The organism is Prevotella sp. P4-119 (genome assembly GCF_002251345.1).
Classification (GTDB): domain Bacteria; phylum Bacteroidota; class Bacteroidia; order Bacteroidales; family Bacteroidaceae; genus Prevotella.
Genome location: NZ_NPJB01000045.1, coordinates 49,444 through 75,186 on the forward strand (window position 1 = coordinate 49,444; position 25,743 = coordinate 75,186).

At 46.1% G+C, this 25,743-nt stretch carries 28 protein-coding genes and 2 pseudogenes; 2 read left to right on the plus strand and 28 right to left on the minus strand.

The window, feature by feature from the left end; genetic code table 11:
- The 10 genes and pseudogenes from CIK89_RS04905 to CIK89_RS04950 all read right to left on the minus strand — a co-directional run.
- Entirely contained in the window at nucleotides 1–549 is a 549-nt protein-coding gene (locus CIK89_RS04905; protein WP_048317548.1) for a hypothetical protein, read from the minus strand.
- A 19-nt stretch (nucleotides 550–568) separates the two neighbouring features.
- Nucleotides 569–1,834, minus strand: coding sequence for a relaxase/mobilization nuclease domain-containing protein (locus CIK89_RS04910; protein ID WP_048317550.1), 1,266 nt, complete (start codon nucleotides 1,832–1,834; stop codon nucleotides 569–571).
- On the minus strand, nucleotides 1,831–2,226 hold the full coding sequence (locus tag CIK89_RS04915; protein WP_049129886.1) for a hypothetical protein: 396 nt from the start codon (nucleotides 2,224–2,226) through the stop codon (nucleotides 1,831–1,833). Before CIK89_RS04915 ends, CIK89_RS04910 begins: the two co-directional genes overlap by 4 nt.
- A 230-nt stretch (nucleotides 2,227–2,456) precedes the next feature.
- Nucleotides 2,457–3,299: a hypothetical protein gene (locus tag CIK89_RS04920; protein ID WP_048317554.1), complete on the minus strand. Its 843-nt coding sequence runs from the start codon at nucleotides 3,297–3,299 to the stop codon at nucleotides 2,457–2,459.
- 97 nt (nucleotides 3,300–3,396) lie between these two features.
- Nucleotides 3,397–3,846 (minus strand): helix-turn-helix domain-containing protein, encoded by a 450-nt coding sequence (locus CIK89_RS04925; RefSeq protein WP_048317556.1) that lies wholly within the window; start codon nucleotides 3,844–3,846, stop codon nucleotides 3,397–3,399.
- A gap of 25 nt (nucleotides 3,847–3,871) precedes the next feature.
- Entirely contained in the window at nucleotides 3,872–5,011 is a 1,140-nt protein-coding gene (locus CIK89_RS04930; protein WP_048317558.1) for a site-specific integrase, read from the minus strand.
- Between the two features lie 339 nt (nucleotides 5,012–5,350).
- Nucleotides 5,351–6,076: a helix-turn-helix domain-containing protein gene (locus tag CIK89_RS04935; protein WP_048317560.1), complete on the minus strand. Its 726-nt coding sequence runs from the start codon at nucleotides 6,074–6,076 to the stop codon at nucleotides 5,351–5,353.
- A 231-nt stretch (nucleotides 6,077–6,307) separates the two neighbouring features.
- Nucleotides 6,308–7,744 (minus strand): annotated as a pseudogene (locus CIK89_RS04940) (conjugal transfer protein TraG); the annotation flags it as partial.
- A 60-nt stretch (nucleotides 7,745–7,804) separates the two neighbouring features.
- Complete coding sequence (locus CIK89_RS04945; protein WP_094390307.1) at nucleotides 7,805–8,098, minus strand: DUF4133 domain-containing protein; 294 nt, start codon at nucleotides 8,096–8,098, stop codon at nucleotides 7,805–7,807.
- A pseudogene (locus tag CIK89_RS04950) lies at nucleotides 8,095–8,199 on the minus strand (DUF4134 family protein); the annotation flags it as partial. The pseudogene CIK89_RS04950 and the gene CIK89_RS04945, both read right to left, overlap by 4 nt.
- A 395-nt stretch (nucleotides 8,200–8,594) precedes the next feature.
- Here CIK89_RS04950 and CIK89_RS04955 point away from each other — a divergent pair.
- The gene (locus tag CIK89_RS04955) at nucleotides 8,595–9,095 is read left to right on the plus strand and encodes a nucleotidyltransferase domain-containing protein (RefSeq protein WP_006743465.1); all 501 of its coding nucleotides are present in this window, start codon (nucleotides 8,595–8,597) and stop codon (nucleotides 9,093–9,095) included.
- 11 nt (nucleotides 9,096–9,106) lie between these two features.
- Nucleotides 9,107–9,856, plus strand: coding sequence for a nucleoside phosphorylase (locus CIK89_RS04960; RefSeq protein ID WP_006743466.1), 750 nt, complete (start codon nucleotides 9,107–9,109; stop codon nucleotides 9,854–9,856).
- A gap of 268 nt (nucleotides 9,857–10,124) precedes the next feature.
- Here the strand turns inward: CIK89_RS04960 and CIK89_RS04965 are convergent, their stop codons facing one another.
- The 18 genes from CIK89_RS04965 to CIK89_RS05055 form a co-directional block, all read right to left on the minus strand.
- Nucleotides 10,125–10,742, minus strand: a complete 618-nt coding sequence (locus tag CIK89_RS04965) for a hypothetical protein (protein ID WP_005812828.1) — start codon at nucleotides 10,740–10,742, stop codon at nucleotides 10,125–10,127.
- Nucleotides 10,743–10,759: 17 nt separating this feature from the next.
- Nucleotides 10,760–11,998, minus strand: a complete 1,239-nt coding sequence (locus tag CIK89_RS04970; RefSeq protein ID WP_006743467.1) for a hypothetical protein — start codon at nucleotides 11,996–11,998, stop codon at nucleotides 10,760–10,762.
- The gene (locus CIK89_RS04975) at nucleotides 11,995–12,393 is read right to left on the minus strand and encodes a hypothetical protein (protein WP_005812832.1); all 399 of its coding nucleotides are present in this window, start codon (nucleotides 12,391–12,393) and stop codon (nucleotides 11,995–11,997) included. The genes CIK89_RS04970 and CIK89_RS04975 overlap by 4 nt, the downstream gene beginning before the upstream one ends.
- Nucleotides 12,394–12,681: 288 nt before the next feature.
- On the minus strand, nucleotides 12,682–13,509 hold the full coding sequence (locus tag CIK89_RS04980) for a hypothetical protein (protein WP_005812835.1): 828 nt from the start codon (nucleotides 13,507–13,509) through the stop codon (nucleotides 12,682–12,684).
- A 67-nt stretch (nucleotides 13,510–13,576) separates the two neighbouring features.
- Nucleotides 13,577–14,827, minus strand: coding sequence for a site-specific integrase (locus CIK89_RS04985; protein ID WP_094390309.1), 1,251 nt, complete (start codon nucleotides 14,825–14,827; stop codon nucleotides 13,577–13,579).
- A gap of 37 nt (nucleotides 14,828–14,864) precedes the next feature.
- A complete protein-coding gene (locus CIK89_RS04990; RefSeq protein WP_008655120.1) occupies nucleotides 14,865–15,188 on the minus strand; it encodes a hypothetical protein in 324 nt (107 codons plus the stop codon).
- Between the two features lie 3 nt (nucleotides 15,189–15,191).
- Nucleotides 15,192–15,512, minus strand: a complete 321-nt coding sequence (locus CIK89_RS04995) for a helix-turn-helix domain-containing protein (RefSeq protein ID WP_006743470.1) — start codon at nucleotides 15,510–15,512, stop codon at nucleotides 15,192–15,194.
- Nucleotides 15,513–15,660: 148 nt separating this feature from the next.
- A complete protein-coding gene (locus tag CIK89_RS05000) occupies nucleotides 15,661–16,923 on the minus strand; it encodes a site-specific integrase (protein WP_006743471.1) in 1,263 nt (420 codons plus the stop codon).
- Nucleotides 16,924–17,048: 125 nt separating this feature from the next.
- Nucleotides 17,049–18,221, minus strand: a complete 1,173-nt coding sequence (locus tag CIK89_RS05005) for a tyrosine-type recombinase/integrase (RefSeq protein ID WP_006743472.1) — start codon at nucleotides 18,219–18,221, stop codon at nucleotides 17,049–17,051.
- Nucleotides 18,222–18,415: 194 nt separating this feature from the next.
- Nucleotides 18,416–18,766, minus strand: coding sequence for a DUF4134 family protein (locus CIK89_RS05015; protein WP_254046618.1), 351 nt, complete (start codon nucleotides 18,764–18,766; stop codon nucleotides 18,416–18,418).
- Between the two features lie 141 nt (nucleotides 18,767–18,907).
- Nucleotides 18,908–19,225 (minus strand): DUF4134 family protein, encoded by a 318-nt coding sequence (locus CIK89_RS05020; RefSeq protein WP_158214972.1) that lies wholly within the window; start codon nucleotides 19,223–19,225, stop codon nucleotides 18,908–18,910.
- A gap of 10 nt (nucleotides 19,226–19,235) precedes the next feature.
- Nucleotides 19,236–19,766, minus strand: coding sequence for a hypothetical protein (locus CIK89_RS05025; protein ID WP_094390311.1), 531 nt, complete (start codon nucleotides 19,764–19,766; stop codon nucleotides 19,236–19,238).
- A 250-nt stretch (nucleotides 19,767–20,016) separates the two neighbouring features.
- Nucleotides 20,017–20,595 (minus strand): hypothetical protein, encoded by a 579-nt coding sequence (locus tag CIK89_RS05030; protein WP_094390312.1) that lies wholly within the window; start codon nucleotides 20,593–20,595, stop codon nucleotides 20,017–20,019.
- Nucleotides 20,588–21,223 carry a hypothetical protein gene (locus tag CIK89_RS05035; protein WP_094390313.1) on the minus strand — a complete coding sequence of 212 codons (636 nt, stop codon included), beginning with the start codon at nucleotides 21,221–21,223 and terminating at the stop codon, nucleotides 20,588–20,590. Before CIK89_RS05035 ends, CIK89_RS05030 begins: the two co-directional genes overlap by 8 nt.
- Nucleotides 21,220–21,495 (minus strand): hypothetical protein, encoded by a 276-nt coding sequence (locus CIK89_RS05040; RefSeq protein ID WP_094390314.1) that lies wholly within the window; start codon nucleotides 21,493–21,495, stop codon nucleotides 21,220–21,222. The genes CIK89_RS05035 and CIK89_RS05040 overlap by 4 nt, the downstream gene beginning before the upstream one ends.
- A gap of 162 nt (nucleotides 21,496–21,657) precedes the next feature.
- On the minus strand, nucleotides 21,658–22,821 hold the full coding sequence (locus CIK89_RS05045; RefSeq protein WP_094390315.1) for a replication initiation protein: 1,164 nt from the start codon (nucleotides 22,819–22,821) through the stop codon (nucleotides 21,658–21,660).
- 1,355 nt (nucleotides 22,822–24,176) lie between these two features.
- Nucleotides 24,177–24,953 carry a ParA family protein gene (locus CIK89_RS05050; RefSeq protein WP_158214973.1) on the minus strand — a complete coding sequence of 259 codons (777 nt, stop codon included), beginning with the start codon at nucleotides 24,951–24,953 and terminating at the stop codon, nucleotides 24,177–24,179.
- Between the two features lie 12 nt (nucleotides 24,954–24,965).
- Nucleotides 24,966–25,460: a hypothetical protein gene (locus tag CIK89_RS05055; protein ID WP_094390317.1), complete on the minus strand. Its 495-nt coding sequence runs from the start codon at nucleotides 25,458–25,460 to the stop codon at nucleotides 24,966–24,968.
- Nucleotides 25,461–25,743 lie beyond the last annotated feature (283 nt).

Sequence of the window (25,743 nt, forward strand, 5' to 3'; positions counted from 1 at the left end):
CTAAAAAAGTGTGATGCATATCCAAATGGTGATTTCAACAAAGATGATAGACCAACTTAGGAAAGCCAAGCCGAACATCCAGGCATAGGTGCTACCGTTGAAGTATGCACCCTCCTCGATATTGCGGATTCGTTTAAGCTCTTTCTGCTGGTGAGTGAACAGGTCGTTTATCCGCTTCTCATGCTCGTCAAGGGCTTGCTTGAAAGCAGAAATGGCGGTGTTGTTCCGCTTATCCAACTGGGCAACTCCTTCATCGTTGATGCCGACTTTGAGGTTGCTCTGCTCTGCCTTGACTATGGCATGGCATATACTATCCACGATGTTGTCCGTGCTCCTGTGGGCAGCCATAAGTGCCACTTTCGTTGATTCCAACCTCCGATAGGCATTGCCCAGTTCCTCCTTTGCCTCATAGAGTGCTTTCTTGGCTGATTCAATCTCTTTCAGGGTCACTTTGATTTCTTCCTTGCCACTCTCGATGTTCTCGTCCTCCTGCATCTGATTGTACAGGTTAAGCACATCCTGTGTGGCATCTTTCTTGTTTCTTCCCATACCGTTCTTGTTTGAAAAGTTATCGTTTCATGCCTCTCTTTATCGGCTTGCAGAGTGTGTTTGCTTGCATTGCGCAACGTCTTGCCCATTCACGGTCATCATCGTCCTTATCACGTCCCCAGCCACTGCCAGGACTGCCACCGCCACCACATGACTCAGACATCGATGTGGCAGCATCAAGGTAGTTCATGAAGAGCAGCATGGCTACATTCAGAATGTCAGTGTGGCTTGCGGATCCATTCTCGGGAACTTCGATACAACTGTTCATCGTGTCGTAAGCAGTTCTCGGCATGACTATGCTGAAACGCTCACCATCGACTTCAATAATCTTTCTCAATCCGGCAGGAAGGTCAGGTTTGGCAACATTGCTTGTACGAGACAGACCACCTTGCGATGCCGTATTTCTGCTGTCCAATGTGGTAGCGTTTGAAACAGAAGGAGAAGGTCTTTGACCAACTGCAACAGGTGTTGGCTGAGGGTGCAGCTTGCGGAAGGTATTCCCGATTTTCGATGCGGTGAGATTCCTTCCTACACCCAGTTCGGAAGCCTTGATGGTAGTTTTTCCGAACTTGAAGCGGTAGCCATGCACCCTGCCTTGACCATTCTTGTCACGGATAAGCTCGATGTCATATCCCTTTGCCCTCAATCGGTCGGCATATTCATCCCAATCAAAGAACGGCATTGAACGCAGCACATCCATACAGGCTTTGGTCACCTCTGCAATGCGTTCCTGACGAATATCCATGGCATCCTTCCAACCATGACGCTGATTGATGGCTTTCGCAGCCATCACGGCACGCTCACCGATGAACTTCACATCATTGAGATTACCGTCCATGTCGATGCGGTTCACCACCAGATGCAGGTGGGGAATGCCACTCTTGGAGTCACGGTGAAGGGCGGCAAAATATTGTGAGTTGGCTATGTTGGTCGGCTTGACCGAAGTTGCAGCCTTGCCTTTCTTCTTGCCGATGTGGTTCACCTTGGAGATACCATCCATCTCACGAATGAACTCGTCAAGGAATCTTCTCCAGTCCTCCATAGTCCAGTTACGTGCCTCCTCCTCAGATGGGGAAAGCTCAAAGCGGATGGACGTCAGTTCGATGGGCTTCTTGGCATACCTCTGCTTGAACATGGACTGATGCAGCACCATCTCGTCCCACATGCCCATCGGCGGCAGACCCTCGCTGAGATGGTTGGTCTTGACGATGTCCGCGCGATTGTTTTTGGTTGCGTAATTGGTCATTGCCTGACCATGCTGAATTGCTGACGCTTTTGCTATCATAACATATCCAAGAATTTGTCTCTAATGCGGCTCAATTCCTCTATCAGGGTGTTGATGCCTTGAAGCCAACGTTCCATGAAGTCGGCTCTCTTGAAGAGTTTTAGTCTCTCGGTCTGTGGCAGGGCATGAAGCGCATTGCGCACATAAACCAGTTCAGACCTTGCCCCGATTAAGCCCTTCAAGGCTTCCTCCTGCTCTGCGGTCATGGGTAGGGATGGCTTGTGTCCGATGCCTAAGTCATGAAGATATGTGCTCTTGCTCCTGCCTGACAGTCGGGCATTATGTACTACCAAGTCGTAGTGTTCTTCTGTGAAACGAACGTCAATGTGTCTGGTCTTCGGAGGTCTCTTCTTTGAGGTTTTCTCCGTGTTGTTATTCTTGTCTTTTGTCATTGTAGATGGGGTTTATAAAGTTTATACTTGATATAACAGGACAGCCAATGTGAGCCTGCGAACATTCAAGAATGCCAGTAGGAAGCGGTGGGCGAAGCGAAACCGTCTGACACTGGTACTTCTTGTTTAGACCTCCGAAAAAAAACTACGGCTAATAGAGGTAGCGGCTTCTGGATAGCTTGCCTGTCGGGAACGTCAATAGTCGAAATAAGGGAAAAGTAGAGATGACATCATGAGTGACTTGGGGTGATATGCGCGCCATGTCTCTCCGTGTGATCCTCGCATCGTCCTTCATGGGGCGGTGGCTGCAAGAGGTTGCCCTCGTCATCATAGACAGGAGACGGCAGCAACTCAATGGGTGATGCCCCTTCTCCTTGATTGCAGTCATCTTCTGACGGCTGTCCAACCTCATACTCAAAATGGTCATCACCTTCCTTTTCCCTTTGTTTGAAGTCTTGTGGTATCGGAGAAGGATCTGAAAGTCCATCCCCGATAACATGAGAATTAACGAAAGGGGAAGAGGTATTATAAGAGGCAGGAACATGGGGCTGCAGAATGTCAGTAGTGGCAGGATTGACGCTGCTGTCTTTCTGCTGACCTATGCCATTGGAAAGATTGCCTTCCGAAGAGCAAGCGGTATCGGATGGGACATTGGACACCGATTCCTCTTGGGTGGCGGAAGTCACGGATTGACGGTTGTAGAAGGGGTTCTTGATGGCTTCCTTGATGCCGTCAACGTACCAGAAGGCGATGCATAGTATCGTATGTATGGAGGTGCGGTTGTTCCTCTCGGTTGAGAGGATGCCCACCTGATTGAACAGTTCCACCACCTTTGCCGCTGTCTTGCGGTCACACTTCCAAAGGGCAGACAGCTCAACGGTAGAGATGGCAAACTGCCCGATGGAGAGAGAAGCGGAGAAGCCTGTCTTCAGATAAACACTTGGCTTGGTGGATGCCATTGATACAAAAGTGCCGAAGGCGGTCATGCGGTGGAAGCCCTGCCTGTCATCCTTCAAGAAATCGAGCTGTTCCTTGGTCAGCAGGATTCCGTATTTTATGCTTTGGTTACTCATCTTGAAAAACTGATTATTAGTGAAACGGATTACTCAGCAAAGAAAGAATGAATAGTTTCTCTTTCCCCTTTCGTAAAAAGTAGATTACATGATTCTCTTATCCGTCATGCCATTCTTCCCCATCAGGATTTTTCTCGCCCTTGACCCTCTTCATGGAGGCAGGCTTGTTCTTCTTGCTTTTCTGCAACATTGCCAGATGAGCCTCGAAGTCTGCCTGTTCCTCCTGGGTCGATTCGTAAGGCTTGTCCCATGAGCCACCTGCCTCAATCCATTTTATCAGCTGGTCTTTGAAGAAGTAGAGCGTGTTCCCTCTCTTGTAGAAAGGAATGCGCCTTTCAGATGTGTAAGCATAAAGCGATGAGACTTTCTTTCGGACGAAGGCACTTGCCTCTCTGATGTCCATAAGAACATGGTCATTCTCGCTCGGAGCATTGCCTATTCTCTGACCAATGTCATCAAGACGAGTCATCATCGTATTGACCTTTGTCAGAAGTTCGCCAACTGCACTGGGCAGTTGGTCGAACGATAATGATTTGTTTTCTTCCATTTGTTATCCTGATTATGTTTTTCACTTATGTCTGGTCACTCTCTTCCTTTGTTGGTATTTTGAGCGAGATACGTTCTGCCGCATCACGTTTGAGTTCGTCCACCACATCGGCATACACCTGAGTAGTGGCAAGATTGCTATGGGTAAGCAGCTTGCTCACGGTGTAGATGTCCGTTCCCTCTGCCAACTGCAAGGTGGCAAAGGTATGACGGAAGCAGTGGAAGGTGATGTGTTTCTCGATGCCGGAAGCCTTTATCCACGGTTTGAGATACAATGCCACTGTACTGTTCGTGAGATTCTTGAACACCTGTCCAGTGCTTCGCTCGCCACAGAGCTGCAAAGCCTCTTCGCTGATAGGCAGGATTGCAGCGGTGGAAGTCTTCTTTGTGATAATGTCCATTCCCCAGCCGCCATCAGCCAACTTGACGATATTCTCCCACTGGAGTCTGATGCAGTCAGAAAGGCGAAGACCTGTAAGGCAGGAGAAGAGACCTGCACGGCGAAGGACATCACTCTTGCAAGGAGTCTGAGACAACTGCAACAACTCTTCCTTGGTGAGGAACTGCCGCTTGTTGCCATGAGCCTTGGCACGCACAAGTTTCTTGGCGATATTCTCTTTGAGCAGTCCGTCCTCGTATGCGATGGCAAGGATGCACTTCAACTTGGTAAGGTTGTTGTTGGCTGTTGTTCCCATCATGCGCTTGCCGTTGTGCATACAGGCATCCGACAACAGGTAGTCGAGGAATCCCTGGCAGTACGGAACGGTAAGGTCGCAGAAGCGGCACTCGCCATGCGTGTAATTGTGGAAGTGCATGTAGGCGGTTGCCCAGTTCTGGCTGCTGCCACGCTCAATCATGAGGTTCTTGAAATATTCCAAGAAGCTCTCCTTGCCCTTGTTGCGGTCGAGGAAGCCATACTCCTCATTGATGATGGACTCAGTCCTGCGGCACTTGATGATTTCCGCTTTCTGAATCATACTTTTGTTGTACTCCTGCTGAAAGCGTTCAACAGGGTTGGTGTAGATGTAAAGACCAAGGTACTCCCTGCGTGAGAGCTTGCCTGTCTTCGGGTTGCGGATTGGAGGATAGAAATCCAGATAGAGGGAAGTCTGTCCGTTCTTGATAGGTCGTTTCCGCACGGTGACCTTTGTACAAATGTTCGTCATATTGTTATTCTTTTATTATTCTTACCGATGTGTATCTGTGGATGCGAATAGCCATGGTCGCAACGCTTTAACTCTCAAATCCGATGCAAAGTTAGATTGCCGTGAAAAGAGAAAAGCAAAGATGGCTTCAAATACAGCCTGAATTTAACCTGAATTTGCTTTTGAGTATGATTTTACGCTCAAAATCAGACTAAAAGCAGGTATTGGATGCGTTTTTTGTCTTATATCCGTTACTCTGCGTTGTGGGTTTGTTTCGACCGACATGGATGGGTGCTGCATAGCAATTGCAACGGCATGGGTCGTATATGAGTTTGTTTGAACCATCTCTTGACTTGTGTCTCACTTCCGTTTTGCCTTGGTCGTAGTACTGCTTTTCTCTGCCTTCTTGCGTGCAGCCTCCCAGTCTGCTTTCAGATAGTAGTTGGCTCTTCCGCCTTTGAACTTTCGGATTCTCACTCCATGGGTCTCCGCAAATCTGCGTACCTGTGTCTTGCCTAATCCGTAGAGTTTCATGATGTCGAAGCAGGTGTACCAGTCATCGGAAATGTTCTTACCCTGTTCTTCATTATAAAGCCCGATAACCCTTTCCACGTCTTCTTTCTTGAAGCAGGTCGTTCCCCATGCGTGAACTGACTGGAGTTGGTAACGATTGCGGACTTCATAGAATCTTCCATACTTGATATTAAAGGTGCTCAACACCTCTGCCATTGTGTAATGGGTGTCGTGGGTTACTCCATCAGGTGCTCTTTCACCAGCCCTGGGAGTCTTGCGACACTTTGCCAACTTGTTGACTGAGCCAGTCTCGGCATCTTTTAGCCTCTGTGCTTTCTTGGACGTTGCTCCTTCTAACGATAGGGAAGAAGGGAGAACCACCTGATAACCTTGTCCCTTGGCTATTTCAAGAAGGTCTTGCAAATAGATCCTGGTCATGCGTGTACCGAAATTTACGGCTCTTAGCCTGCCTTGACGAATAAGACTGCGTACTGTCTTGACGCTGATGCTTACTGCCTGCGCTGTTTCCTCTACGGACATCAGCACGATTGGAATGCGAGTTGTAGTATTCATTTTTACCGTTATTTTTGAATTTTGCAGTGACTCATGGGGGATGGTCCTTGACGGAAACTTTTAAGAGGAAACAAGGGGAAATAAGAGGAAATAAGAACCCTCATTAAGAACCGTGTGTCCCTCTGCCCATGGTACAACCGTGGTACAAAATTACTATAAACGGATGAAACTCGCAATAGGCGGTTGGAGCGTTATGTTAATGAATATGTATTGAAAATGAGCTATTTATGACGTTTCTCTAAGTTTTGTTTGGAGTTCTTTTCGATGCGTTTTAGTCCATATGACATGCATGAAGAACGACTTACCGCTACCAGACGGGCCAAGAACAAAGAAGTTCGAGTTGTTGGTGTACTTTATCTTTCCTTCCTTACCTGTGGTGTCGATAGGCATCGGCACACCCTGACGGTCAGTATAGTAACACTTCACGGGCGTATCGTCACCATGCGTCTGACGCTCCTTGTACATCAGGCACAAGGCAGCATCCGAAAGTGTCAGGAAACGGTCGTAGTCCTGACTGAGACGATATACATTGCCAGGGAACGAGGCCACAAAGAGTTCAAGCTGGTTGAAGGCACGTTTCGAGATATGGATGCCCTGACGGCTGAAGATATTCTCCAGATGGTTGGTCACCTTCTGCATATCTTTCTGGGCATCCATCGCCACAATGAGGTTATAGTGAGCATAGACGAGCTGTTTTCCCTCTCGTGCTATCACCTCCTGCACCTGCTTGATGTCCTCGACGGCCATCTGGTTTGATGGATTGGGAATGCTCGCATGACGGTTCTTCTTCTTGTCGAGCAATGCCAGCTCACGCTTCTGATTGGGCAGGAAGATGACCTGGTTATAGACAACCGTGTCCACATCGGGGATATGGTCTATCTCGCTCATCAGGTCAACGGGCATCACGGCATTGTTCACTGTCATATCGACGTAAGGACGCAGCACACCGGGCAGTCCGACGGAATCGACATCCAGCAGACTGTAGACTTTGCACTGGCGAGTGCCCATGTGAATGGCTTCGCTGTCCACCTTGAAGTTGGTCATCGAGAAATGGGCATCGCGGAAGTTCAGGGCAAAGAAGCGGTCGGCATACTCACGGGCCTGTTGCACGTTCAGGAACTCGGCACTCTTGATGCCGCCATCGTGCAGCTGGTCGGCCACCTTGCGGATCTTGACCAGGAAGTCGCGCCACTTGCTATTGTCATAGCTCAGCAACGCACTTTTCTTGCTTTCCTGCGTGATGACCAGATACGTGCATCCCTCAATATAGGGACGGCCATTGAAGAAGCGGAAATAGGCATTGGAGAGGAACTTGCCGCTGTCGCTGACTTGCAGGGCGCGACCGTCGAAGCTCTTCCTCACAAACACGTCCTGCTTATGTAGCGCATAGCCCTCGCCAAGTGTCTGGACTACCGCCGTCATCAGGTTCGTGAAGTCATAGTAACAGTCCGTGTCGGCACTGTACTTCTGCACAGGGTTCTCCATCTTCAGGATGGCCGAATACTCGCCCGTCTTGGTGTACAGAACCCCTACCCCATCCACATCTTCTATCGAGAAATAAATGTCCTTGAACGTATTGGCACGCTTGCCGCCGGTGCCAAAGGCATAGACGCTGACGGCCATTCCGGCAAGAAACAAAATAAAACCTAAGATTACTATTAATGTCATTCTGTTATTCTCTGTTTATATTCCTCCTTTCACTCCGTGTCCGTCTATGTCTGAGAGATACTAAAACTCCCTCGTCCGACGCAGCACGAACACACCTTTCTCCTCATTCTTGGAGTGCAGACCCTTCCGCTGTTTCAGGAATGTCATCACACCGCCAAAGGCGAGGACAGCCGTACACAAGATCAGGGCAGCGACGAAGCCGATGGCCACATAGCCGATGATGAACGCGACGATGGCACCGCCAGCCGTTCCCGCAGCCCAGTAGATGTAGCGTCCCTGAAAACCCAAGAATTCAAGAGGCCGCTGAAGCCCCTTGAAAACTTGGTAATCGAGATGTTCTGCACCAGTCATCATTCACCACCGATGCCGAAGAACAGAGGCAGAGCCTGGGCTGCTGCAATCAGGAAGATGCAAGCACCCACGAGCATCATGATGCTCTTCTTGAGAATCTGCTTCCGAATTGTAAAGTGCTGAATATCAACACTCCCAAAAAGCAAAAAGTACCAAAAGAAACAAACTGGAAACAAAAATTTCAAAAACCCCAAAATGAAAACATCTGCTTAACATATCTTAACACGGAAATGAACGGAAATTTTCATTTTCTATCATTTTGTGCTGCGTTCCTGAAGGTGCAAAATCAGGTATTGTGAACCTTATTGTCGTTTCAGCAATCAGGTTGAAAAAATGGCTTTAGTTGGAAAAATGTGCACGAAAAGTGGGCTTTTCAGGTGGCATTTTATAGTATTTTCTGCGAAAATACAGTTGTATGTTTAACTTTCTACGTATAAGTCTCTTTAGTCTCACGGAATTTTATTAACTTTGCACCAAAGTTTATTTTAATTGCAATTTTATGGTCACTTATTTTGATGCATGTGAGATTCTTGAAATGCTGTCTGAAGCATCTGTAAAGGTGTTTCTGGACGGCGGTTGGGGTGTCGATGCACTTATAGGCAGAGAAACAAGAATACATAACGACATCGATCTGTTCGTAGAGAAGAAAGACTATGGTAAGGCCATATCCGTGATTACCTGGAAGGGATACAGAGAAGTTGTAATGGACTATACGACCGATAGCCATACTGTCTGGAAAGATGACAACGGAAGAATAATCGATCTGCATTGTTTCGAATATGTCGAAGATGGAATTCTATATGACGGATACACTTTCCCAAGCGAAACTTTCTCAGGTAAAGGAAATATCGGGAATATTGAGGTAACATGCATAAACCCGGAGGCACAGGTACAGTTCCATCTTGGATATGAATACGATGAAAATGATGTCCACGACGTCCTGTTATTATGCAGAACTTTCAATCTTGAGATACCGGAGCAATATAAAACTCACATCTGATTCAATATGCTATGATTACTGATAGTTATGATATTGAAACTGAACCAATGATCAATCTGTTTGATTTCTACGGCAGACGTGGAGATTTTGCAGATATATGCCTGATAATATTCTCGAAGGAGATTCATCGGCATTTACTTGATTCCTACGAATCTGAAATTATTGCAACTATGCCGGCTTGCAATGGCGATACGCATATCTATAAAACAACTTATAAAGGAGTTACGATAACTTTCTACCTGTCAGGAATAGGTTCAGCAGTAGCATCCTCTCAATGTCATCTTGCAAGCTGGCTAACTGGAGCATCAAAGTTCATTATGTTCGGTTCCTGTGGCAGTCTTGACCGTACAACCACACAAGGTAGATTTATCATACCGACACAAAGTTACAGAGGGGACGGGTGTTCATATTATTTTGCAGCACCATCCGACTATATTGATATAGCCGCAAGCAAGGAACTTTCCATAATTTTCGACAAATTATCTGTACCATATATTACAGGTAAAATATGGACGACAGATTCGATGATCAGAGAAACAAAAGGACTTGTACGCAAACGTATGGAAGAAGGGTGCATCGCTGTAGAAATGGAATTGGCTGGAGTTCAATCTGTGTGCGACTTCTACAATTTGAAGTTGTATGCTTTTTTTGAAACAGGTGACATTTTGGATACAAATGGATATGAAGCCAAAGGCTTGAACAATGCCAACCATAGTTTAAACAAACTTTATATTGCTTTAGAAACGGCAACCTACATCTGAAGTATATCAGAATTGTAAATTCCCATTTAGCGGACTATATAAAAAGTATTCCATAACCATCTATACGTGGTTTACGGAATGCTTACTTTATAACAATTAGGTTTACACTCGTTTATTTTGACGGTGCAAAGTTACTCATGCTATCTGGCTCCCACAACGGGCAATAGTGCACATTTTCAAGAAAATGACGTTTTCAAGAAAAAAAATATCCCTACAAACTTAGACTATGCCAAGTTTCGTAGGGATTTTGGAGGGTATAAACATTAGATTACTTCGTCCAGTGGTAGTGACTGTCGAGCATCAGGAAGATAGCCAAGCCGAAAATAACGAGTCCAAGGACAAAGAAGAACCAGAAGAAATACTGCACATAGTGTCCGAGGTAGGTTCCGTCGTACTCCTTGTACCTTTCCTGAACCCTTCTACGTTCTTCATAAAACATTTGATTGACCTCACGGATATGCTTCTGCATCTGAGTGGTCATCCATTCATGTTGTTTGTCGAACATGTCCTGAATCTTCTTCCAGTCAACATCATCGACTCTGACTGAAACCTTCAACTTGGTTGGGGCATCCTTCAGAACATTGTCAATGTGGGTATTGATGGTGTCAACCTTACCACTGATAGTGTCAACGGCATTGCCAAGAGCAGTCTGAGCTGAATTGTACTTACGGATGGCAGACTCCAGTTGAAGAGTTGCATTGATCCAAGTGTTGGTCGCTTTGTCAATGTTCTCACTCAACTGCCTGAGTTCAGGCGCACGACTGACAACAGCATCCTCGGCATCATGCTCTTCAATCTCTTCCTGGACTTCGTTCATCATGTCATCGAAGTCAGGCTTCTGCTCGTCATCTTCGATGAGTTCTTCTACATGTTTTGTTCTTCTCATTGATATGTAGGATTTGTCTAACGGTGGAATGAACGTCTTTTCTGCGGTGGCTTGCACATGGCATGAGCCATCTGGAGGCAACGGCGAGCCCGCTCACGCTCGTCTTCGTCATCATCCTTACCCCAACCAGAGGAAGGAGCAGAACCACCACCGCCACAAGATTCGGACACGGTTGTTGCTGCATCAATCATATCAAGGAAGAGAAGCATACCTACATGAGAAATGTCCTCTCTTGATGCAGTCATATCAGAATCAGGAACCTGAACCTCATTGAGGAAGATGTCCTTGACCGTGTTCGGAATATAGATTCTCTTCATTTCACCGCTAACATTGACATTGAAGGCAGTCTTGGTAGCAACTGGCAATGGCTTAGAATTGGACTGGGTAGGTTTCGTTGTCTGAGCAACATGGCGAGCAGGGCGAGCCGGTGAAACGGAAGGTGAAGCAGGTCGCATCTTGACCTGAGTAGGCTTAGGATGCATCTTCTTCCATGTGGCTTCAAGCTGTGATACCATGAACTTTCGACCGATGGCAGAAGCCTTGAACACTGAGGCATTCTTGCCGATGGTGTAGCCCACAAGTTTGCAGTTAGTAGTGTCATACCTTGGATTGACCTCATAGCCTCTCATGCGAAGCATATCAAAGTAACGGTCAATGTCGAAACTATCCATCTTCTGAAGGGTATATTCGCAAAACTCCGCTATATCTTGTTGGCGCATTTCACGAACCTCCTGAGGTTGCTCCCAACCATGCCTTGCGTTGATAATTTCCGCAGCCCTTATTGCTCTGATGTGAACATCGTGAACATCGTTGGTCTTGCCGTCATTATCCACACGGCAACAGTCAAGATGCAGGTGAAGGGTTCCAGACTTGGAATCCCGATGCAAGGCAGCAACACTCATAGAATTGCGGAAATTGGTCTTGACCTTCTCCTTAAAGCCTTTGGGTAAAAGTCCGACTGAATCCAAAGCTTCCAATCCTTCATCAGCGAGGTTTGCCCAGTCATCCAAGGTATAGTTCTCTGACTCTTCCTTGGATGGGGAGAGTACAAACGTGGTCATGAAGCGTTCCAACTTTCGCCCAACAGTCCTGTCCTGTTGATGCAACTGGCAGTGATGCTTCATCCGATACCAGATTTCGGTGGCATCGAGATAGTCAGGCATGTGGTTCACCTTGACCACGGTTGCATCCTCCTTCTCCATTGCGTACCTTGCGGCATTGCCGCCATAGGCTACTGGTCTTGCGAGTATAATCATTCGTCTTCTTGAACTTTGGTCAGTACAGGAGAAGTAAGGTTGTCTTCAATGCTATACCAGTGTTTGATGAGTCGTTCAACGGCTTCAATCCACCACTTCATGAACTTTGGAGATCTGAACATCTTCTGCTTTTCCTCGGGTGAAGCATCGTGCAACTTACTGCGGACTTTTATCAAGTCGGTACGTGCCTCAGTCAGAGAGTTCAGGGCTTTGCTTTCCTCTGGAGTGAGTCGCTGACGTGGGTGATGCTTCTTGCCAGTCTCAACGAGATACTTGCCTATGCTCATACCACATTCCTTAGCGAGTTTTTTCAGTTCCTTCCAGTCCTTATCGGTACAGCGGAAGGAATGCACCCTTGTGGGTGTCTTCTTGATAATCTTCTTTTTCTTAGCCATATCTTTGAATATGATTAAAGGGATGAATATAAATCAGTAAAAAAGAAGGACATAGGTCTGCGAGCCTGCGAGTAGCCCGAGAAACTTTTAGGACTGCATAAATTTGGTCACAAATAATGTAGTACAAAAGGATTTCTCGAAAAGTACCTCTTAAAAATCGGTCCTTTTACCTGCTAAGTTCCCGTCAGGGCTTAGAAAGTCGTTTCGGCTTGCCGTGTTGTCCTGTATCGGTAAACGTCCTTTGGGATGGTTTGGCGGTGCAGGTCGCATTCCTGAGTCCTCAGACGGCTATTTGTTGCCGTTCTGGTTGTAGTAGCCGTTAGGCTTCTGATAGCCGTTGAAAGGCGGTCTTTGATTGCCGTTAGGCTGTTGTGGCTGCTGTCCTCCTTGCTGAGAAGGTATCTGCTCATGCTGCTTCCCTTCATTCTGCTTGCCATCGGCTTCACCTTGGGGAGAAGGGCTGTCAGCAGACTGCGGGGAATTGTTTTCAGGAGGTGATGGTGACTTGTTGCCATCTGCTCCAGACTTACCCACATTGCCACTATCATTAGATTGTGGTGATTGGTGCGACACATTGCCAGTTGTCTGAGGATTGTTGCCCTCGGCAGAGTCATTGGATTTGTCATCGGCAGAAGCAGAACCTTCCTTGTCCTTCTTCTTGTCATCAGGATCCTCAGTGATGATGACCTTGGAGGCAGGAACTTCCGCATGGATGATTGCCGTACTGTCGTTATTGCGCTTTAAGGCAAAGGCATTCGACACGAACTTGGCATCAACATACCAGCCTGAGAGACAATGAAGGGTGTAGATGCGGTTATCTTCCACTTCCTGAGAAGAGAAAATGCCCACAGCCTCCATAGCATCCAACAGCTTTGGAACCGTCTTGCGGTCTTTGTCCCAGAGTTTGGCAAGTTGGGTATTGTCAACCATAACTTGACCTGCCAAGATTTCTACTTGCTTGGTCTTGCTGATTTGCACAAGTTTTGGAACTGGCTCGGCAAGATCCACAAGCGACATGAAGCATTCCATACGGTCAATCTTGTACTTCTTGCTTCGAAGATGCTTCAACTGCTCTTCAGAGAAAGTGAAGCAACGATGTAATTTTTTATCGTCCATAGTCTATGATATTATTGAAATGTAACCGAATAAAGGGAAAAGGAATATGCCATCAAAAAGAAGAGAATCACTGGATAAGTTCAACCAGGGATTTCTTCATGTCATCATCAATGACTCGGTATCGGGCAAAAGCAACGCTGCCTTTGGCATGACCAGACATAGAAGCAACCAAATCAGGGTCTTTGACCATGCGGTAAAGATTACCGATAAAAGTCCTTCGTGCAAGATGAGAGGTAGCCACATCTGAGATTGGCTTCTTCTCTTCAATCCGTGTCTTAGGGTTAATCACAGTGACAACACGATTTACCTTGGCACGCTTCAAGATTCTACGGATAGCATCGTTGAACTTGAAGTTATAATGCTTGGGGAAGATTGGTTCATCATCACCATGGTCATGGCCATCAAGGATAGCCATAGCCTTGGGGATAAGAGGAACCCTTACAACGTCACCTAACTTGCCCTTGGTCTTGATGGGGATATATTCCAGAACACCGTCAATAATGTTCTTGGGGGTGAAGGTCACAAGATCACTATGACGGCATCCGACCATACACTGAAACACGAACATATCACGATACTCAGCAAGTTCTGCATCATCCGTTAGGTCTGCATCCAGAACTTGGTCACGCTCCTGAATGGTCAGGAAATATGGAGTGCCATAGAGTGCCTTGGGCATGTCATAGCCAAAGAAGGGGTCATTGTTTGTGACTCCCTGCTTTCGTACCCAGTTGCAGACGGTACGCATCAAGGTCATGTTAGTGACGATGGTATTCATAGATATGTCATAGTCAGAAGACAGGAAATCCGCAAACACACGAAGATCATCGGCAGTCATGCTGTCAATGTTCATCGGGTGTTTGTGTTCATCCTCAAAACGAGTAACCTTGTCAATCAGGCATCGGGTGTTGCACTCCTGATGCTTGCCGAAATGCTTGTTCTGAAGGTACCTCTCTGCCCAGATGACAAAGGATTTGCTTACCGCCATGCCACTGCCCATGCAATAGGCATTGGGGTGGTGATAGGCAAATATCAGTCGTCTTAGCCAGTCGGAGTTTGCTCCGATATAGTATTCCCTGGTTATGATACCTGTAATCTCCTTGACCTGTGAGTCAAAGAGGTTTCTGGTATCGTCATCCACAAGATTGACACGGCTCTTGTAGCCCTGTCGTTCTTGGCTCCAGTGATTGGGATTGATCTGAAGTTCGCTTGCGCACTTGACATCAAGCCCTTTGTCACGGACACGGAAGTACACCGAAGCACGGCTGTCAAGGTCGTTCTTCGATGTATCTTTCTGACGTATGTAAGCGGTAACTCTCATTGATATGTCTATGATATGACAAAAGGGAAAGAAGAAACTATCTGCGGAAATGCAGGTGACGATGCTCGGGATAGTCCGAAGCAATGTCCTTCAGCTGCTGTTCAAGTCGCTCGTTCTGGTATGGAGTGAGCGCATGGATAGCCTTGATGCAGACACTCTGCACAAGCAGGGTTCGTCTGCCGATAGTGTTTTCTTGGTCAATGCCCTTGTTGGCATGTGAAATCTCGCACAGTTCATTGAAGGCATCCTTCATACTGTGATAGCCTGTGCCATCCTTGGCATAGGTAACGGCAAGGCTGGCTACCTGAGCCAGTTTGTCGTTGTACTGCTGTTGATTGAAATCCTGATTCATAATACTCATTGATTAGTGGTTGGCAAGTTCATTCAGCTTCTGGGCTGCTGCCTCCTTGGTCTCAGCCTCAGACATGCTGCGGTTCTGACGCATCCACTTCAGAAGTTCAGCCTTCTCAAAGTAGATGAGTTTGCCGTTTGGACGGAAGAAAGGAAGCTCATGACGATGGGTCATCTTGTAGAGACTGCTCTTTGATATACCCATGAAAAGGGCTGCTTCTTCAAGTGTCAATACCTCCTTGGCTGCGCTGAGAGTGTTCTCCAGAACCTCGATGCGATGCTCAAATGACTCTACCTTCAAAAGAAGAGTCTCGTTGTCAATAGTCTTATTCATAATCTTGATATTTAGTTGTTTACGTTATCCTGAATGCTTGGTTTTGAGATAGCAAGCCCCTAAGGGTAGCGGAAACCACTACCTTGAATCAGGGCACTGCTTTTGATGAAATGAAACTGGTTGTTATCCTGAATCGGCTCGTTAGCCGTTATTCGTTATCCTGTATATCTATGACCTTGCGAGGGTGCGTGTTGGTCGCTGCCGTTCGCTTGGTTCGTGGAATCTTCTTGTTCTCGGTGTGTGGCTTGCGACTCCTGAATACCGTCTTGGTATTGGAGATAGCCTTGACCTTTTCCTCAGTCAGCACGTCTGCATAGACTGCGGTTGATTTGAGCGACTTGTGACCCATGAGTTTCTTGGTGGTCTCGATGTCACCAGTAGCCGCTTGGATCAATGTGCCAAAGGTATGTCGGGAGGTATGGAAGGAGATTGTCTTCGTGATACCTACCTTCTTGGCTATTCGTTTGAGAGCTGCATCCACATTGGCATGGGCAGGAAGGTGGAAAACCTTGTCATCCTTCTTGGGTGGCATCCATGCTTCTGCGGTTGAGCAGATTGGGACGGCATTGAGTTCCTTGGTCTTCTTCTGGACGATTACAAGTGTGTTCGTTACCTCGTTCCTCATGATGTTTGACCATCGCAAAGCCCTTATGTCGCTGATGCGTAGTCCTGTAAGGCAAGCGAAGCCAAATGCCAACTGGGTTTCCCTGACTCCGTTAGTCTCTTCGGATGCCATGAAGAGTTTGAGTTCATCGGGTGTAAGGTACAGCTTGTGACCAGACTTTGGCTTGGAGATTGTGTCTTCCTTCTCCAACTGATAGAAGGGGTTTGCCTTCAACTTGCCAGTCTTGACTGCCTTGTTGAATACTGCGACAATGCGTTGCTGCATGTTCCGCAAACTGGCATTACTCAACGGCTTTGCCTTGACTCTCACATACTTCTGAGGTACATAGTCATTCTTCAGCCAAAGAAAGAATGCCTTGAACCATGTCTTATCGAACTTCATCAGAGTGATGTGCGGTCTGCGTTTGGCTTTCAGAAACTCCTTCATGCGTTCTTGAAGGTATTGAGTCTGCTCGACAGTCCTCTTGGAATATTCGGGATTGCCGTCCATCCACTCCATGTAAGTCTGGATCCAGTCAATGACTTCGGGTGAGTCATCGTTGGGAATGTCGGGTACAACCATCAAGTGACCTTTCTCGGGAATGGTCTCGGGATGAAGGACGCGCTCGGCACGAATCTCCTGCGCACGTTTCAAGGTAGCCTCGTTGCGTTCCTTTGTCTCTTGGTTAATCTCAGGGATTAGGTAGAGGGAAAGGAACTCAAACTTGCGCTTGCCATTCTCATAGATGTCAAGATACAGGCTCTTGTTGTCGTTTTCAAGGTCTTTTTGTCGAAGTGTGATGGTCATATCAATGATTGTTATAATTGGTTATACCACTGGGGTGAAACACCACCCTGGTTTATCAAAGGGGGTGATTTCAAGTCACCTCCCTTAACTCTTTGAAGGGGGGGGGTACTTTCAAAGTACATCCTTTACTTGAACATTCCATCAATGAGGTTGATGGCTTCCTCCTTCTTCTTATCTACGATTTTCGCATAGATTTCAGTGGTCTGAATGTTGGTGTGACCCATCAACTTGCTTGTGGTGAACAGGTCTGCGCCAAGTGTCAGCATCATTGTGCCGAAGGTGTGACGTGAACAGTGGAAACTGATGTGCTTCTCTACACCTGCTGCCTCTGCCCATTTGCGAAGGGCTCTGCCTATGACGGTCTGAGTAGTTGGTATATCAAAGAAGGGAGTTGTTATTCCCTTTGGTTTTGGTAACCAACGCTTTGCCTCTTCAGAGAGTGGGATGATGACAGGCTTCTCCGTCTTCTGCATTTCCATGTCAATATACTCGCCCTTGCCGTCAGGAGTCTTGAAAATGTGAATCGGTGCAAGTTTGTACATATCACTGAGTCGCAATCCAGTGAAACAAGCAAAGATGAAGGCTTGCTTGACCTCTGGGCGGTAACTGTCGGTTGCCATGAGGGCTTTAAGTTCCTCAATGGTAAGGTATTCCTTCTTGCCATCCTTTGGCTGAATGCGCTCCTTGGCATCCAGTTCCTTCATTGGATTGTTTCGGATAATACCTTGACGGACAGCATTGTTGAGAGTAGTCGAGAACATGCCGAGGTAACGGCTTGCCGTGTTCTGGCTGATAGGTCTTGGCTCAATGTACTTGCAGTGTGAGTTTGGGAAGGTGCGAAGGAACTTCACATACCCACGGCAGAAATCAGCATTGACCTCTTCAAGGGTGATGAAGGTCTGATTGGACTCTTCAAGATATTTCTCCACGGTGTGAAGCATTTCAACACGACAATGGAGGGTTGACTTCTTGGTGCTGACTCCACCTTCACAATACTTCTTGATCCATCCTGTCAAGAGTTGTGAACCCTGCTTGACGGTTTCCCAGTCTTGCACTCCGTGACCATGGAGAGCCTTGATGCGCTCTGCCTTGATACGTTCTGCGAGTGCCATCGTTTCCTTGTTCTGCTCCTTGCAGAGTGGATTGACCTCAGGAATGATATAGAGTTTCAGATACTCATACTTTCTGACTCCCTTCCAGTAGATGTCAAGATAGATACTCTTGTTGCCATCTGCGAGAGGTTTGAGACGAATCTTAATCGGCTCCTTCAGTTTGACTTGTTTCTTTGGTCTTGCCATGCTTGTTTATATTTTATTTTGGTAATTTACTCCCGAAAGAAGGGAAAATGAATTTTGCAGAGGGTCTGCGAGGGTTGGGCTTTTCGGATGCTGATATATCGTTTCTGCATCGTGATTATGCCTTTGAAAGCATGTGCAAAGATATGAAAATCAAGCCATATATGAGAAACAAATCAGAAACAAAAATCATTTTATTATATCTTTTTAAGAGTCGGTTGAGCAAGAATCGGAAAAATCAAAAAATCGCTTATTCGCTTGATACTAAGCACTTTATTTGTCACTTCCTTTCTTATCCTTTCCAACCAATTTTGGAGGACTAAGATATTCTTGACATCCTGCTCCTCGTTGTTCATCTTGATGTACACACTGATAGCACCCACTACGGCTACGACACCAGCGATGGCATAGCACAGCTTCACGGCCACAGGCACGTACTTCGCAATCTCCGTGGTCACGGTTCCAAGAGCCGTAGTACCGGCGGAATAATCGCCAGCAGAGTTCTGAGCGAACGTTACACTTACCATGCAGAGCATTGCCAGCACCATTCCAAAACGGGGTGACTTCACTGCTTTCTCACACATGCCGACGGCTCCATTCAGGATGCCAGAAACGGCCTTACTAAACTTACTTTTCTTCATTTTTGTGTTGGTTGATTAATTTAGTTTTTATGATAAAAAATGTATTGTCTAATCGAATGGGGAGAATCCCGACGAGCCGAAGTGATAGCCGAAGAACGCTGGCAGCACAATCGTTGCGCCTATCAGGAACATCACGGCTCCAAGCATCATTAGCACGGCCTTGGTGAAACCGCCCTCGCCTGCCTGCAACTTGATATAGATGACTGTTGCATTGTAGATGGCCAGCAGAGCTGCAACGGCATAGAGCAAGCCTACGACATAGCCCATCGTCAGCACCACCTCGTCAGTCATCTCGGCGAGTGCCTGAGCCGTCAGCGAGTAATTCGTACCGCCATTGCTGATTGTCACTAAGAACAACTTCGTCATGCCCATCGTCTCACTTTCTGTTGTTTGCCTTCATAGTTCGGTACATCTGCATCGGCTTGTCCATCGGCTGACTGGAGGCAATATGATACTCCCTGCTGTCAAACTCTTCTTGGTACTTCGGACGAGCCACTATCATCTTCTCCTGGACTGATTCCTTCAGCTCCTCGAACTGATGCACACTGGCCTCACTCTCCTGGTTCAGCAAATCCTCGTCATCAGGATTATCCTCTACCGGTTGCTCTTCCTGGGCCACATCGTCATCATCACCCTGCTGCATCTGCTGACTTTGAGCAGTGTTATCAGAACTGTCAGAATTGTCTAAGTCACCCTGAGTGTCATCATCGCCATTCCTAACAACAAAGCCTTCCGCTGTTTCATCGATGACAGTCGACTTCTCCTCTCCGGCATCGGCGGTGTTGAACTCCTCGACGTCCTCTTTCTTCTTATCTTTCTTTCCATGTAGATCGAAGGCTATCGTCACACCCATGTAGAGGATGTAAAGGCCTGTCACTACCATTGCATAAATTGTAAATGCTCCCATGTCTGTTTAGTTTTACGGCTGCAAAATAACAGCTTTCCGAGGACATAGGATGCCTGAGAAAATTTCCTATCATGACTTAACACTTCATGATTGAAATCTTCGCCAAAAGGCACAAAAAAAGCGATACAACCGCCCGTCACAGGTAGTTGTATCGCCCCTTGTCTTACAGATTGCTAAGACTTCGGTTATCCTTTTTTTATTAATCTTTTAAACCGTATGAATACTAATATCTATTATTATATATATGTCTTCACTTCACTAATCCCTTACATAGCAGTTCTCCGTAGGTTGTTAACTCACAGGTTAGCCGATAGATGAACTCAGGCGGTCGAGTATGCTTCACGTAGTCAAGTAACATTTTGAAGGCATTCTGCTTTTCATTGTAATCCCATAACAAATAGTAACGAATCCAGGTTCGCGTAATCTCAGGTTTAGGGAGATTAAGAAATCGCAGCACAAACACAGTCAGGAGAAGACTTTCGCTAGTGTTATAATAGACGCTCTTCCCTGTCTCACGATCAATCCAATCAAACAACATATGAGCCGTGTTATCCTTACGGTTGATGGCTATCTGAAAACATTCTATCTTATACCAACTGCATAAAGCTTTCGATAGATCCAACAAATCTTCGATGGTAATTCTTGGCGGCACCTTGAAAATGCCCTCGCGCACAGATTGCAACTTCTTCGTAGGTGGATACTTTGTCTTATCCATGACTACAGCTTCGATTATCTTGATTCGCTCGTTATAGCTCTCGCTCTGCCAATACTCAGGTGTACGATCGAGGTCGCGAACACGTCTGGTAAAGTTGATTACGCCCTTATACATATATGTAGTCTTTTTTGTGTCGGTTCACCACTTCCTTTGCCAATGCCAGAAGATTGTCATAGCCTTCATAGAGGTAGTCGCAGTTATTAGACTTCTTGAATCTACGCATGACAGTCGTAGCAAGTACCTTACCCGTCTGTGAGGTCGGGAAACAGCAGCTGACATGCTCATAATACTCGATATCAAGCAAAAGATCCATCAGGTTCCTGTAGTCGTTCAGCACAATACAGTCACAACGTTCAGGTAGTCCCCTACCCTGCTCCTTCAGCAGCAGTGTCTTATAAGCCAAATAGTCGAACAAGTCGACAAACAGGCAACACTGTTTACAACGGATAGCTTTCTTGAAGGGGATGCAGACTGTGCCTGGTTCATCAATGGTGATGGGTAGCGTCATCGGAAGGTCACTACTGAAGAACTCCATACCGCCATGCTTGTTTTTGATGCCTACACCATGGCAGATGCGGTTGTGGCACAACAGTTCCACATGCTTCATCTGCGTTTTTGGCACAACATCCTGTGGAAATCCAACAGACTCCAGCATTTCCAAGCAGTTTTCATCCAAAGGGGTGACGAAACGGATGCTGGCATCGCCGATATGAAAAAAACGCTGGTTCAATCCGTCACTCATCGACACTCGCTGATAGAGAACCGAACATACATCCTGCCTCGTGAACTATGAATGGTCACGATATCATCGCGCTGCTGCAACTGCAGACCCTTGCGCTTTTCCAATACACCAGAGTCCAGAACAAGCTGTCCGATGGCACGGAGGTTGCCTGCTGCTGTCTCTGTAGATGTGGTCTCTTCGTAAAGTTCGGTGGGAATCTTTATCAGGAATCGCATCAACCATTTGGGACGCTTCCTGACATGCTCTGTCTTAATTACCTTATATACCTGCATAATACCAAATGTTTAAAATTCGGTTGCAAAGGTACTCGGATAATTCTTTTATTTAGAAATTTAACATTTCAAAATTTCGAAAATTGACAAAGTTTTATATTTAAAAGGAACATTAAGGAACAGATAATCTTGTTTGTTCCGATGCATTGCTCCGACAAGAAATCAGTCCTTAATCTCCTCGTAAGTATCCATTGTTTCATTCAAGAAGTTGTCCATCGCCTTATAGACGTAAGCCTTGATGTCCTTGATTTCGCCCTTCTTGTCATCATGCACCATCATATAAATAGTGGAAACTTTGGTTATCATCTCCTGAATGTTCTGCTCGTTGATGCGCTTCATCAAGCTCTCAATCTCACGCTGGGTGAAACCAAAGTGCTTCATGATCATATTCTGAAGTTGTTCATACTGACGGTCAAAGACTGCCTGATCTTCATTGTTCACCAACTTTGGAGACTTGTAAATACGGAACTCAATCTGGTCGGGTTCACCGGCCTTCTTGTAGCCCGTGTATTTTTTCTCATAAGTGAAGTAACAGTCGCAATAACCGGCACGGGCCAGCTCTTCCAATTCCTTTTGAGCGGGGTCGAGCACACGGGCGGCAAGTTTACGGAACTCACGGTATTTATCCTCCAACTGAAGCCACTTGCGGAGTTCCTGAGAAGACATCACACTGCGCCCTACTCGCGTCCAGGCCGTGATGTACATATAGATACGCTGCGTGTACTTGTTGTTACTGCTGGTCACGACTTCCTTACCCAGACGATGCCAACCAAGTTCGAACGTCACCAACTTCTCGGCCACCTCCTTGTCAATATGCACCACGACGTAGGTCTTGTACTTCTCTTCAGGGATGAAGACATCGCACAGGCTGGTGACCTTACGATAGCGCTTGCCCTCCTTCGACTTGAAGGGAATCTCGACGGGAATGGCTGGCAGCATCTTCAAGGAACTGCGGAGTTCATTGTAGTGGTTACGGTCGATGCCGAAACTGCGAAAATCGAGATTGAACGACAGGCCACCTTTCTCGTTGGCGATCTCACCGCGTTGGACGGTGGCTAAGCTTGACACACCATTACCGGCATTCAGCATCTGGCGGAGGATATTCTGCAGACACTCCAGAATGGACATGAGCACCTTGTTCTGCACCGACGTATAGTTGTGGCGCATCAGGGTGAGCGTCAGCGGAGCCAACAGCCAGGTCTCTTCCTCGATAGGGATGAGTCCTTCGGGCAGTTTCACTTTCGTGCTCTTGCGACCAGGTTTCTTCTTGGGCTTCGTCTGCTTGGCAGATGCTCCTTCGTTTGTTGTTGACTTAGCTGTAGCCATTTATAATGATAATTTGATATCGAACGTTCAATTTCGGTTGTAAAAGTACGCTTTTTCTGCGTAATAACCAAATTTTAACACGACTATTTTTATACCGCCACAAAAAGGGAACATGGGTTTAAGAATGTTCCCTTTTTGTTCCGATTACGTCTTAACTAACTGACTGATAGTCAGATATTATCATTTTTAGGTGCACGATTTTGTTCCGCTTTGAAAATGTTCCTTTTTTGTTCCGCAAAATGCCCAAAACTCTACTGCATACGCGGTCTGACGAGGGGTCGAAGTGCACGATTTTGTTCCGCTTTAATGCTTGAATAATAAAAATTGTTAATCACAACGTCTAAAACCCTATCTATGCTCAAAAACAGGGTAAGAGGTGCACGATTTTGTTCCGCTCCAGAGTGTTCCTTTTTTGTTCCGCTCAACAGCTCGATACCCTTTTTTTCCTTACATTGAGGTGCATTATTTTGTTCCGATTGATGGCTTTATCGCCACAAAAAGGGAACTTGCACGATTCTGTTCCGCTTTAATGCGCTCTTATAGTTTACTTTCAGTAAACAGAAATCTTCACTATTTCGACTCGCCAAAATGTTCCTTTTTTGTTCCGCTAAATTGCTGAATCGGCCATTTATAGAGACTTTCGCCTACTTCAAAGTGCATTATTTTGTTCCGTTTTGTGTCTTCGACATCAGCTAAACCGCCACAAATTCGTGGCTTTTTCATCAGATTGTTCCTATTTTGTTCCGTTTTTCGGCTCGATAGCCTTTGTCTACTGGGCTTCCATCCGCATTAGGTGCACAGATTTGTTCCGCTTTATAGCGTATATATATTCATTCCTTTCCCTTTTCTTTTCCCTACCGTTGAAAAATCTTGTTTAAGATAGTTTTCTTTCTTATTAAAATCAAGTATTAGAACTATAGAGAATGCGAAATGCCTTTATTTACAGGGTTTTTCAATGATTTGCCGCCACAATTTGGTAACATTTGCGCCACAACTTAGGAACTTCATCGCCACAATTTCGTAACCCTGCCGCCACAAAAAAGGAGCGTAATCGCCACAAATTAGTAACATTTATCTTTACCCGCCACAAATAGGGAACTTTTGCGCCACAAATAGGGAACTTTTTAATTCTGAATTTCTAAATCTTGACAAATTTTGTCGTTTTTCAACTAATTATGAAGAGTGTTGCAACCTCTCCCCTACCCTATATGGTTCAAAAACGCTGTTATTTTGGAATCTTTGAAAACCCTGTCTATGTAGTTATTTCAAGCCATCACCGCCACAAAAAAGGTACTTTCCTCACATTTGAGAAAAGCACCTTTGGAACAAAAAGGGAACTTTTTCCACTTTTTTGACTAAAATGGCATATCTTTGTCCTTCGTACCCTTGTTTATCTCTTTTGCCAGGGCCATGTAATCCTCAGCACCGTTGCACTTGGGATTGTAGTCAAAGATGCTCATGCCACAGGCTGCAGCCTTGTTTAGTTCCTCACACTGACGGATAGCCGTGTGGTACAGGTTCTCTGGGGCCTGTGTGAGCAGCAGTTCCTTGATCTGCTTGCTGACACCCCACTTCGTTTGTTTAGTGAGCAGATAGTGGCCACGAACCTCTTTGTTATTCGCGCGTATAATCTGCGTGAGCTTCTTTGCTCCAGGAATCGAGAACTTGTCTGCAATGGGGATAATCAACTCGTCAGCGGCCACGATAACGTTGACCAGCATGGCGCCGGAACCAGGAGCAGAGTCGATGATAACGTAGTCATACTCGCCCTTCACTTTTTCAAGCCATTCTGACATGTATTTCGTAGCACCGGCATCCTCCTCGATCGAGAGTTCGATGTTGTGTGAATCAGCATCCAAAGCCGTTGATCCTGGAATCAGGAACAGCTTCTTGGAAACCTGCTGTGGATTCACTTCTATATCATCGTTGTTCAAGTAGTCTGAGAGCGTAGGAACAGTTACTTCCTCAACGCTCTGCATGGTCAGGTTACACTGTCCGTCAGCATCTACCAAAAGTACGGTTTTACCCATCTTAGCGAGGGCGGCACCGAGGTTTGCCGCAGTCATGGTCTTCCCTACCCCACCCTTGTGGTTGACGACGGTTATAATCCTTGTTTTCTTTGTTGTTGCCATAGTCATAATCATTTAAACCAGTTCTGGATACGCATTCATCACTGCGTAGCCAATAAGCTCCTTGATAGTTCTCTTCTCCTCCTTTGCTTTCTTACGCAGCGCTTTGACCAAAGTTTCAGGCAGTTGTAGATTGACAGATACCTCGTCAATACCCTTGATGAGTTCTTTACGGGGACGGCCTTGCTTGGGATGTTCAAACTCAATGCCTTTGGCACCACCCTGTTTGATAATCTGCTGGGCTACCTGCTTGATAAGATCCTCAGAAGCCATCACATCTTCCAAAGTAAGCGGTTTACGAGCTTCTGGAGCTGCTTCAGGGCTAGCCTGAGCTTCCACAGGAGCATTTCCCTGCGGTTTTTCAGGCGTTTCAGTGATTTCTGGAGCTGGTGTCGCTTCAGTTGTAGAATTGGCTGCTGGAGCCTCACTCTGAGCTTGCACGATGTTATCGAGCTTCTCTACTGTCGTTCCATTCAGGAACCCCGTGTTACCTTTCTTCTTGATAGCCATACTTCGTTGCGTTTAAATGTGTCGCAAAGATAAAGAATAATCTTTAATAAAGAGCAATCCTTTTATCTTTATTATACAATCAAATATCATCTTTAATAATTATTAACTATATTCTTTAATAATTACGAAATAAAACCTTTAATAAAGAAAATACTTTGTCTTTAATATAGACCTATATTTCTCTTTAATAAATATCTGAGTTTTATCTTTATTAAATACTTAAGCTCGTCTTTAATCAATATGAAGAGTTTATGCAGATTAATGTCGGATATGTCTGAAAATT

What these genes read in the sequence shown, in the direction of transcription:
- CIK89_RS05030 (WP_094390312.1), bottom strand. Translation starts at nt 20,595, where the DNA reads ATGTATAAGGGCGTAATCAACTTTACCAGACGTGTTCGCGACCTCGAT.
- CIK89_RS04905 (WP_048317548.1), bottom strand. Translation starts at nt 549, where the DNA reads ATGGGAAGAAACAAGAAAGATGCCACACAGGATGTGCTTAACCTGTAC.
- CIK89_RS04925 (WP_048317556.1), bottom strand. Translation starts at nt 3,846, where the DNA reads ATGGAAGAAAACAAATCATTATCGTTCGACCAACTGCCCAGTGCAGTT.
- CIK89_RS05020 (WP_158214972.1), bottom strand. Translation starts at nt 19,225, where the DNA reads ATGACGAAGTTGTTCTTAGTGACAATCAGCAATGGCGGTACGAATTAC.
- CIK89_RS04910 (WP_048317550.1), bottom strand. Translation starts at nt 1,834, where the DNA reads ATGATAGCAAAAGCGTCAGCAATTCAGCATGGTCAGGCAATGACCAAT.
- CIK89_RS04975 (WP_005812832.1), bottom strand. Translation starts at nt 12,393, where the DNA reads ATGGCTAAGAAAAAGAAGATTATCAAGAAGACACCCACAAGGGTGCAT.
- CIK89_RS04970 (WP_006743467.1), bottom strand. Translation starts at nt 11,998, where the DNA reads ATGATTATACTCGCAAGACCAGTAGCCTATGGCGGCAATGCCGCAAGG.
- CIK89_RS05045 (WP_094390315.1), bottom strand. Translation starts at nt 22,821, where the DNA reads ATGGCTACAGCTAAGTCAACAACAAACGAAGGAGCATCTGCCAAGCAG.
- CIK89_RS04930 (WP_048317558.1), bottom strand. Translation starts at nt 5,011, where the DNA reads ATGACGAACATTTGTACAAAGGTCACCGTGCGGAAACGACCTATCAAG.
- CIK89_RS04915 (WP_049129886.1), bottom strand. Translation starts at nt 2,226, where the DNA reads ATGACAAAAGACAAGAATAACAACACGGAGAAAACCTCAAAGAAGAGA.
- CIK89_RS04995 (WP_006743470.1), bottom strand. Translation starts at nt 15,512, where the DNA reads ATGAATAAGACTATTGACAACGAGACTCTTCTTTTGAAGGTAGAGTCA.
- CIK89_RS05015 (WP_254046618.1), bottom strand. Translation starts at nt 18,766, where the DNA reads ATGGTGCTGGCAATGCTCTGCATGGTAAGTGTAACGTTCGCTCAGAAC.
- CIK89_RS04990 (WP_008655120.1), bottom strand. Translation starts at nt 15,188, where the DNA reads ATGAGTATTATGAATCAGGATTTCAATCAACAGCAGTACAACGACAAA.
- CIK89_RS05050 (WP_158214973.1), bottom strand. Translation starts at nt 24,953, where the DNA reads ATGGCAACAACAAAGAAAACAAGGATTATAACCGTCGTCAACCACAAG.
- CIK89_RS05025 (WP_094390311.1), bottom strand. Translation starts at nt 19,766, where the DNA reads ATGGGAGCATTTACAATTTATGCAATGGTAGTGACAGGCCTTTACATC.
- CIK89_RS04920 (WP_048317554.1), bottom strand. Translation starts at nt 3,299, where the DNA reads ATGAGTAACCAAAGCATAAAATACGGAATCCTGCTGACCAAGGAACAG.
- CIK89_RS04955 (WP_006743465.1), top strand. Translation starts at nt 8,595, where the DNA reads ATGGTCACTTATTTTGATGCATGTGAGATTCTTGAAATGCTGTCTGAA.
- CIK89_RS05040 (WP_094390314.1), bottom strand. Translation starts at nt 21,495, where the DNA reads ATGCAGGTATATAAGGTAATTAAGACAGAGCATGTCAGGAAGCGTCCC.
- CIK89_RS04965 (WP_005812828.1), bottom strand. Translation starts at nt 10,742, where the DNA reads ATGAGAAGAACAAAACATGTAGAAGAACTCATCGAAGATGACGAGCAG.
- CIK89_RS04980 (WP_005812835.1), bottom strand. Translation starts at nt 13,509, where the DNA reads ATGGACGATAAAAAATTACATCGTTGCTTCACTTTCTCTGAAGAGCAG.
- CIK89_RS05035 (WP_094390313.1), bottom strand. Translation starts at nt 21,223, where the DNA reads ATGAGTGACGGATTGAACCAGCGTTTTTTTCATATCGGCGATGCCAGC.
- CIK89_RS04945 (WP_094390307.1), bottom strand. Translation starts at nt 8,098, where the DNA reads ATGATGACTGGTGCAGAACATCTCGATTACCAAGTTTTCAAGGGGCTT.
- CIK89_RS05000 (WP_006743471.1), bottom strand. Translation starts at nt 16,923, where the DNA reads ATGACCATCACACTTCGACAAAAAGACCTTGAAAACGACAACAAGAGC.
- CIK89_RS04985 (WP_094390309.1), bottom strand. Translation starts at nt 14,827, where the DNA reads ATGAGAGTTACCGCTTACATACGTCAGAAAGATACATCGAAGAACGAC.
- CIK89_RS04935 (WP_048317560.1), bottom strand. Translation starts at nt 6,076, where the DNA reads ATGAATACTACAACTCGCATTCCAATCGTGCTGATGTCCGTAGAGGAA.
- CIK89_RS04960 (WP_006743466.1), top strand. Translation starts at nt 9,107, where the DNA reads ATGATTACTGATAGTTATGATATTGAAACTGAACCAATGATCAATCTG.
- CIK89_RS05055 (WP_094390317.1), bottom strand. Translation starts at nt 25,460, where the DNA reads ATGGCTATCAAGAAGAAAGGTAACACGGGGTTCCTGAATGGAACGACA.
- CIK89_RS05005 (WP_006743472.1), bottom strand. Translation starts at nt 18,221, where the DNA reads ATGGCAAGACCAAAGAAACAAGTCAAACTGAAGGAGCCGATTAAGATT.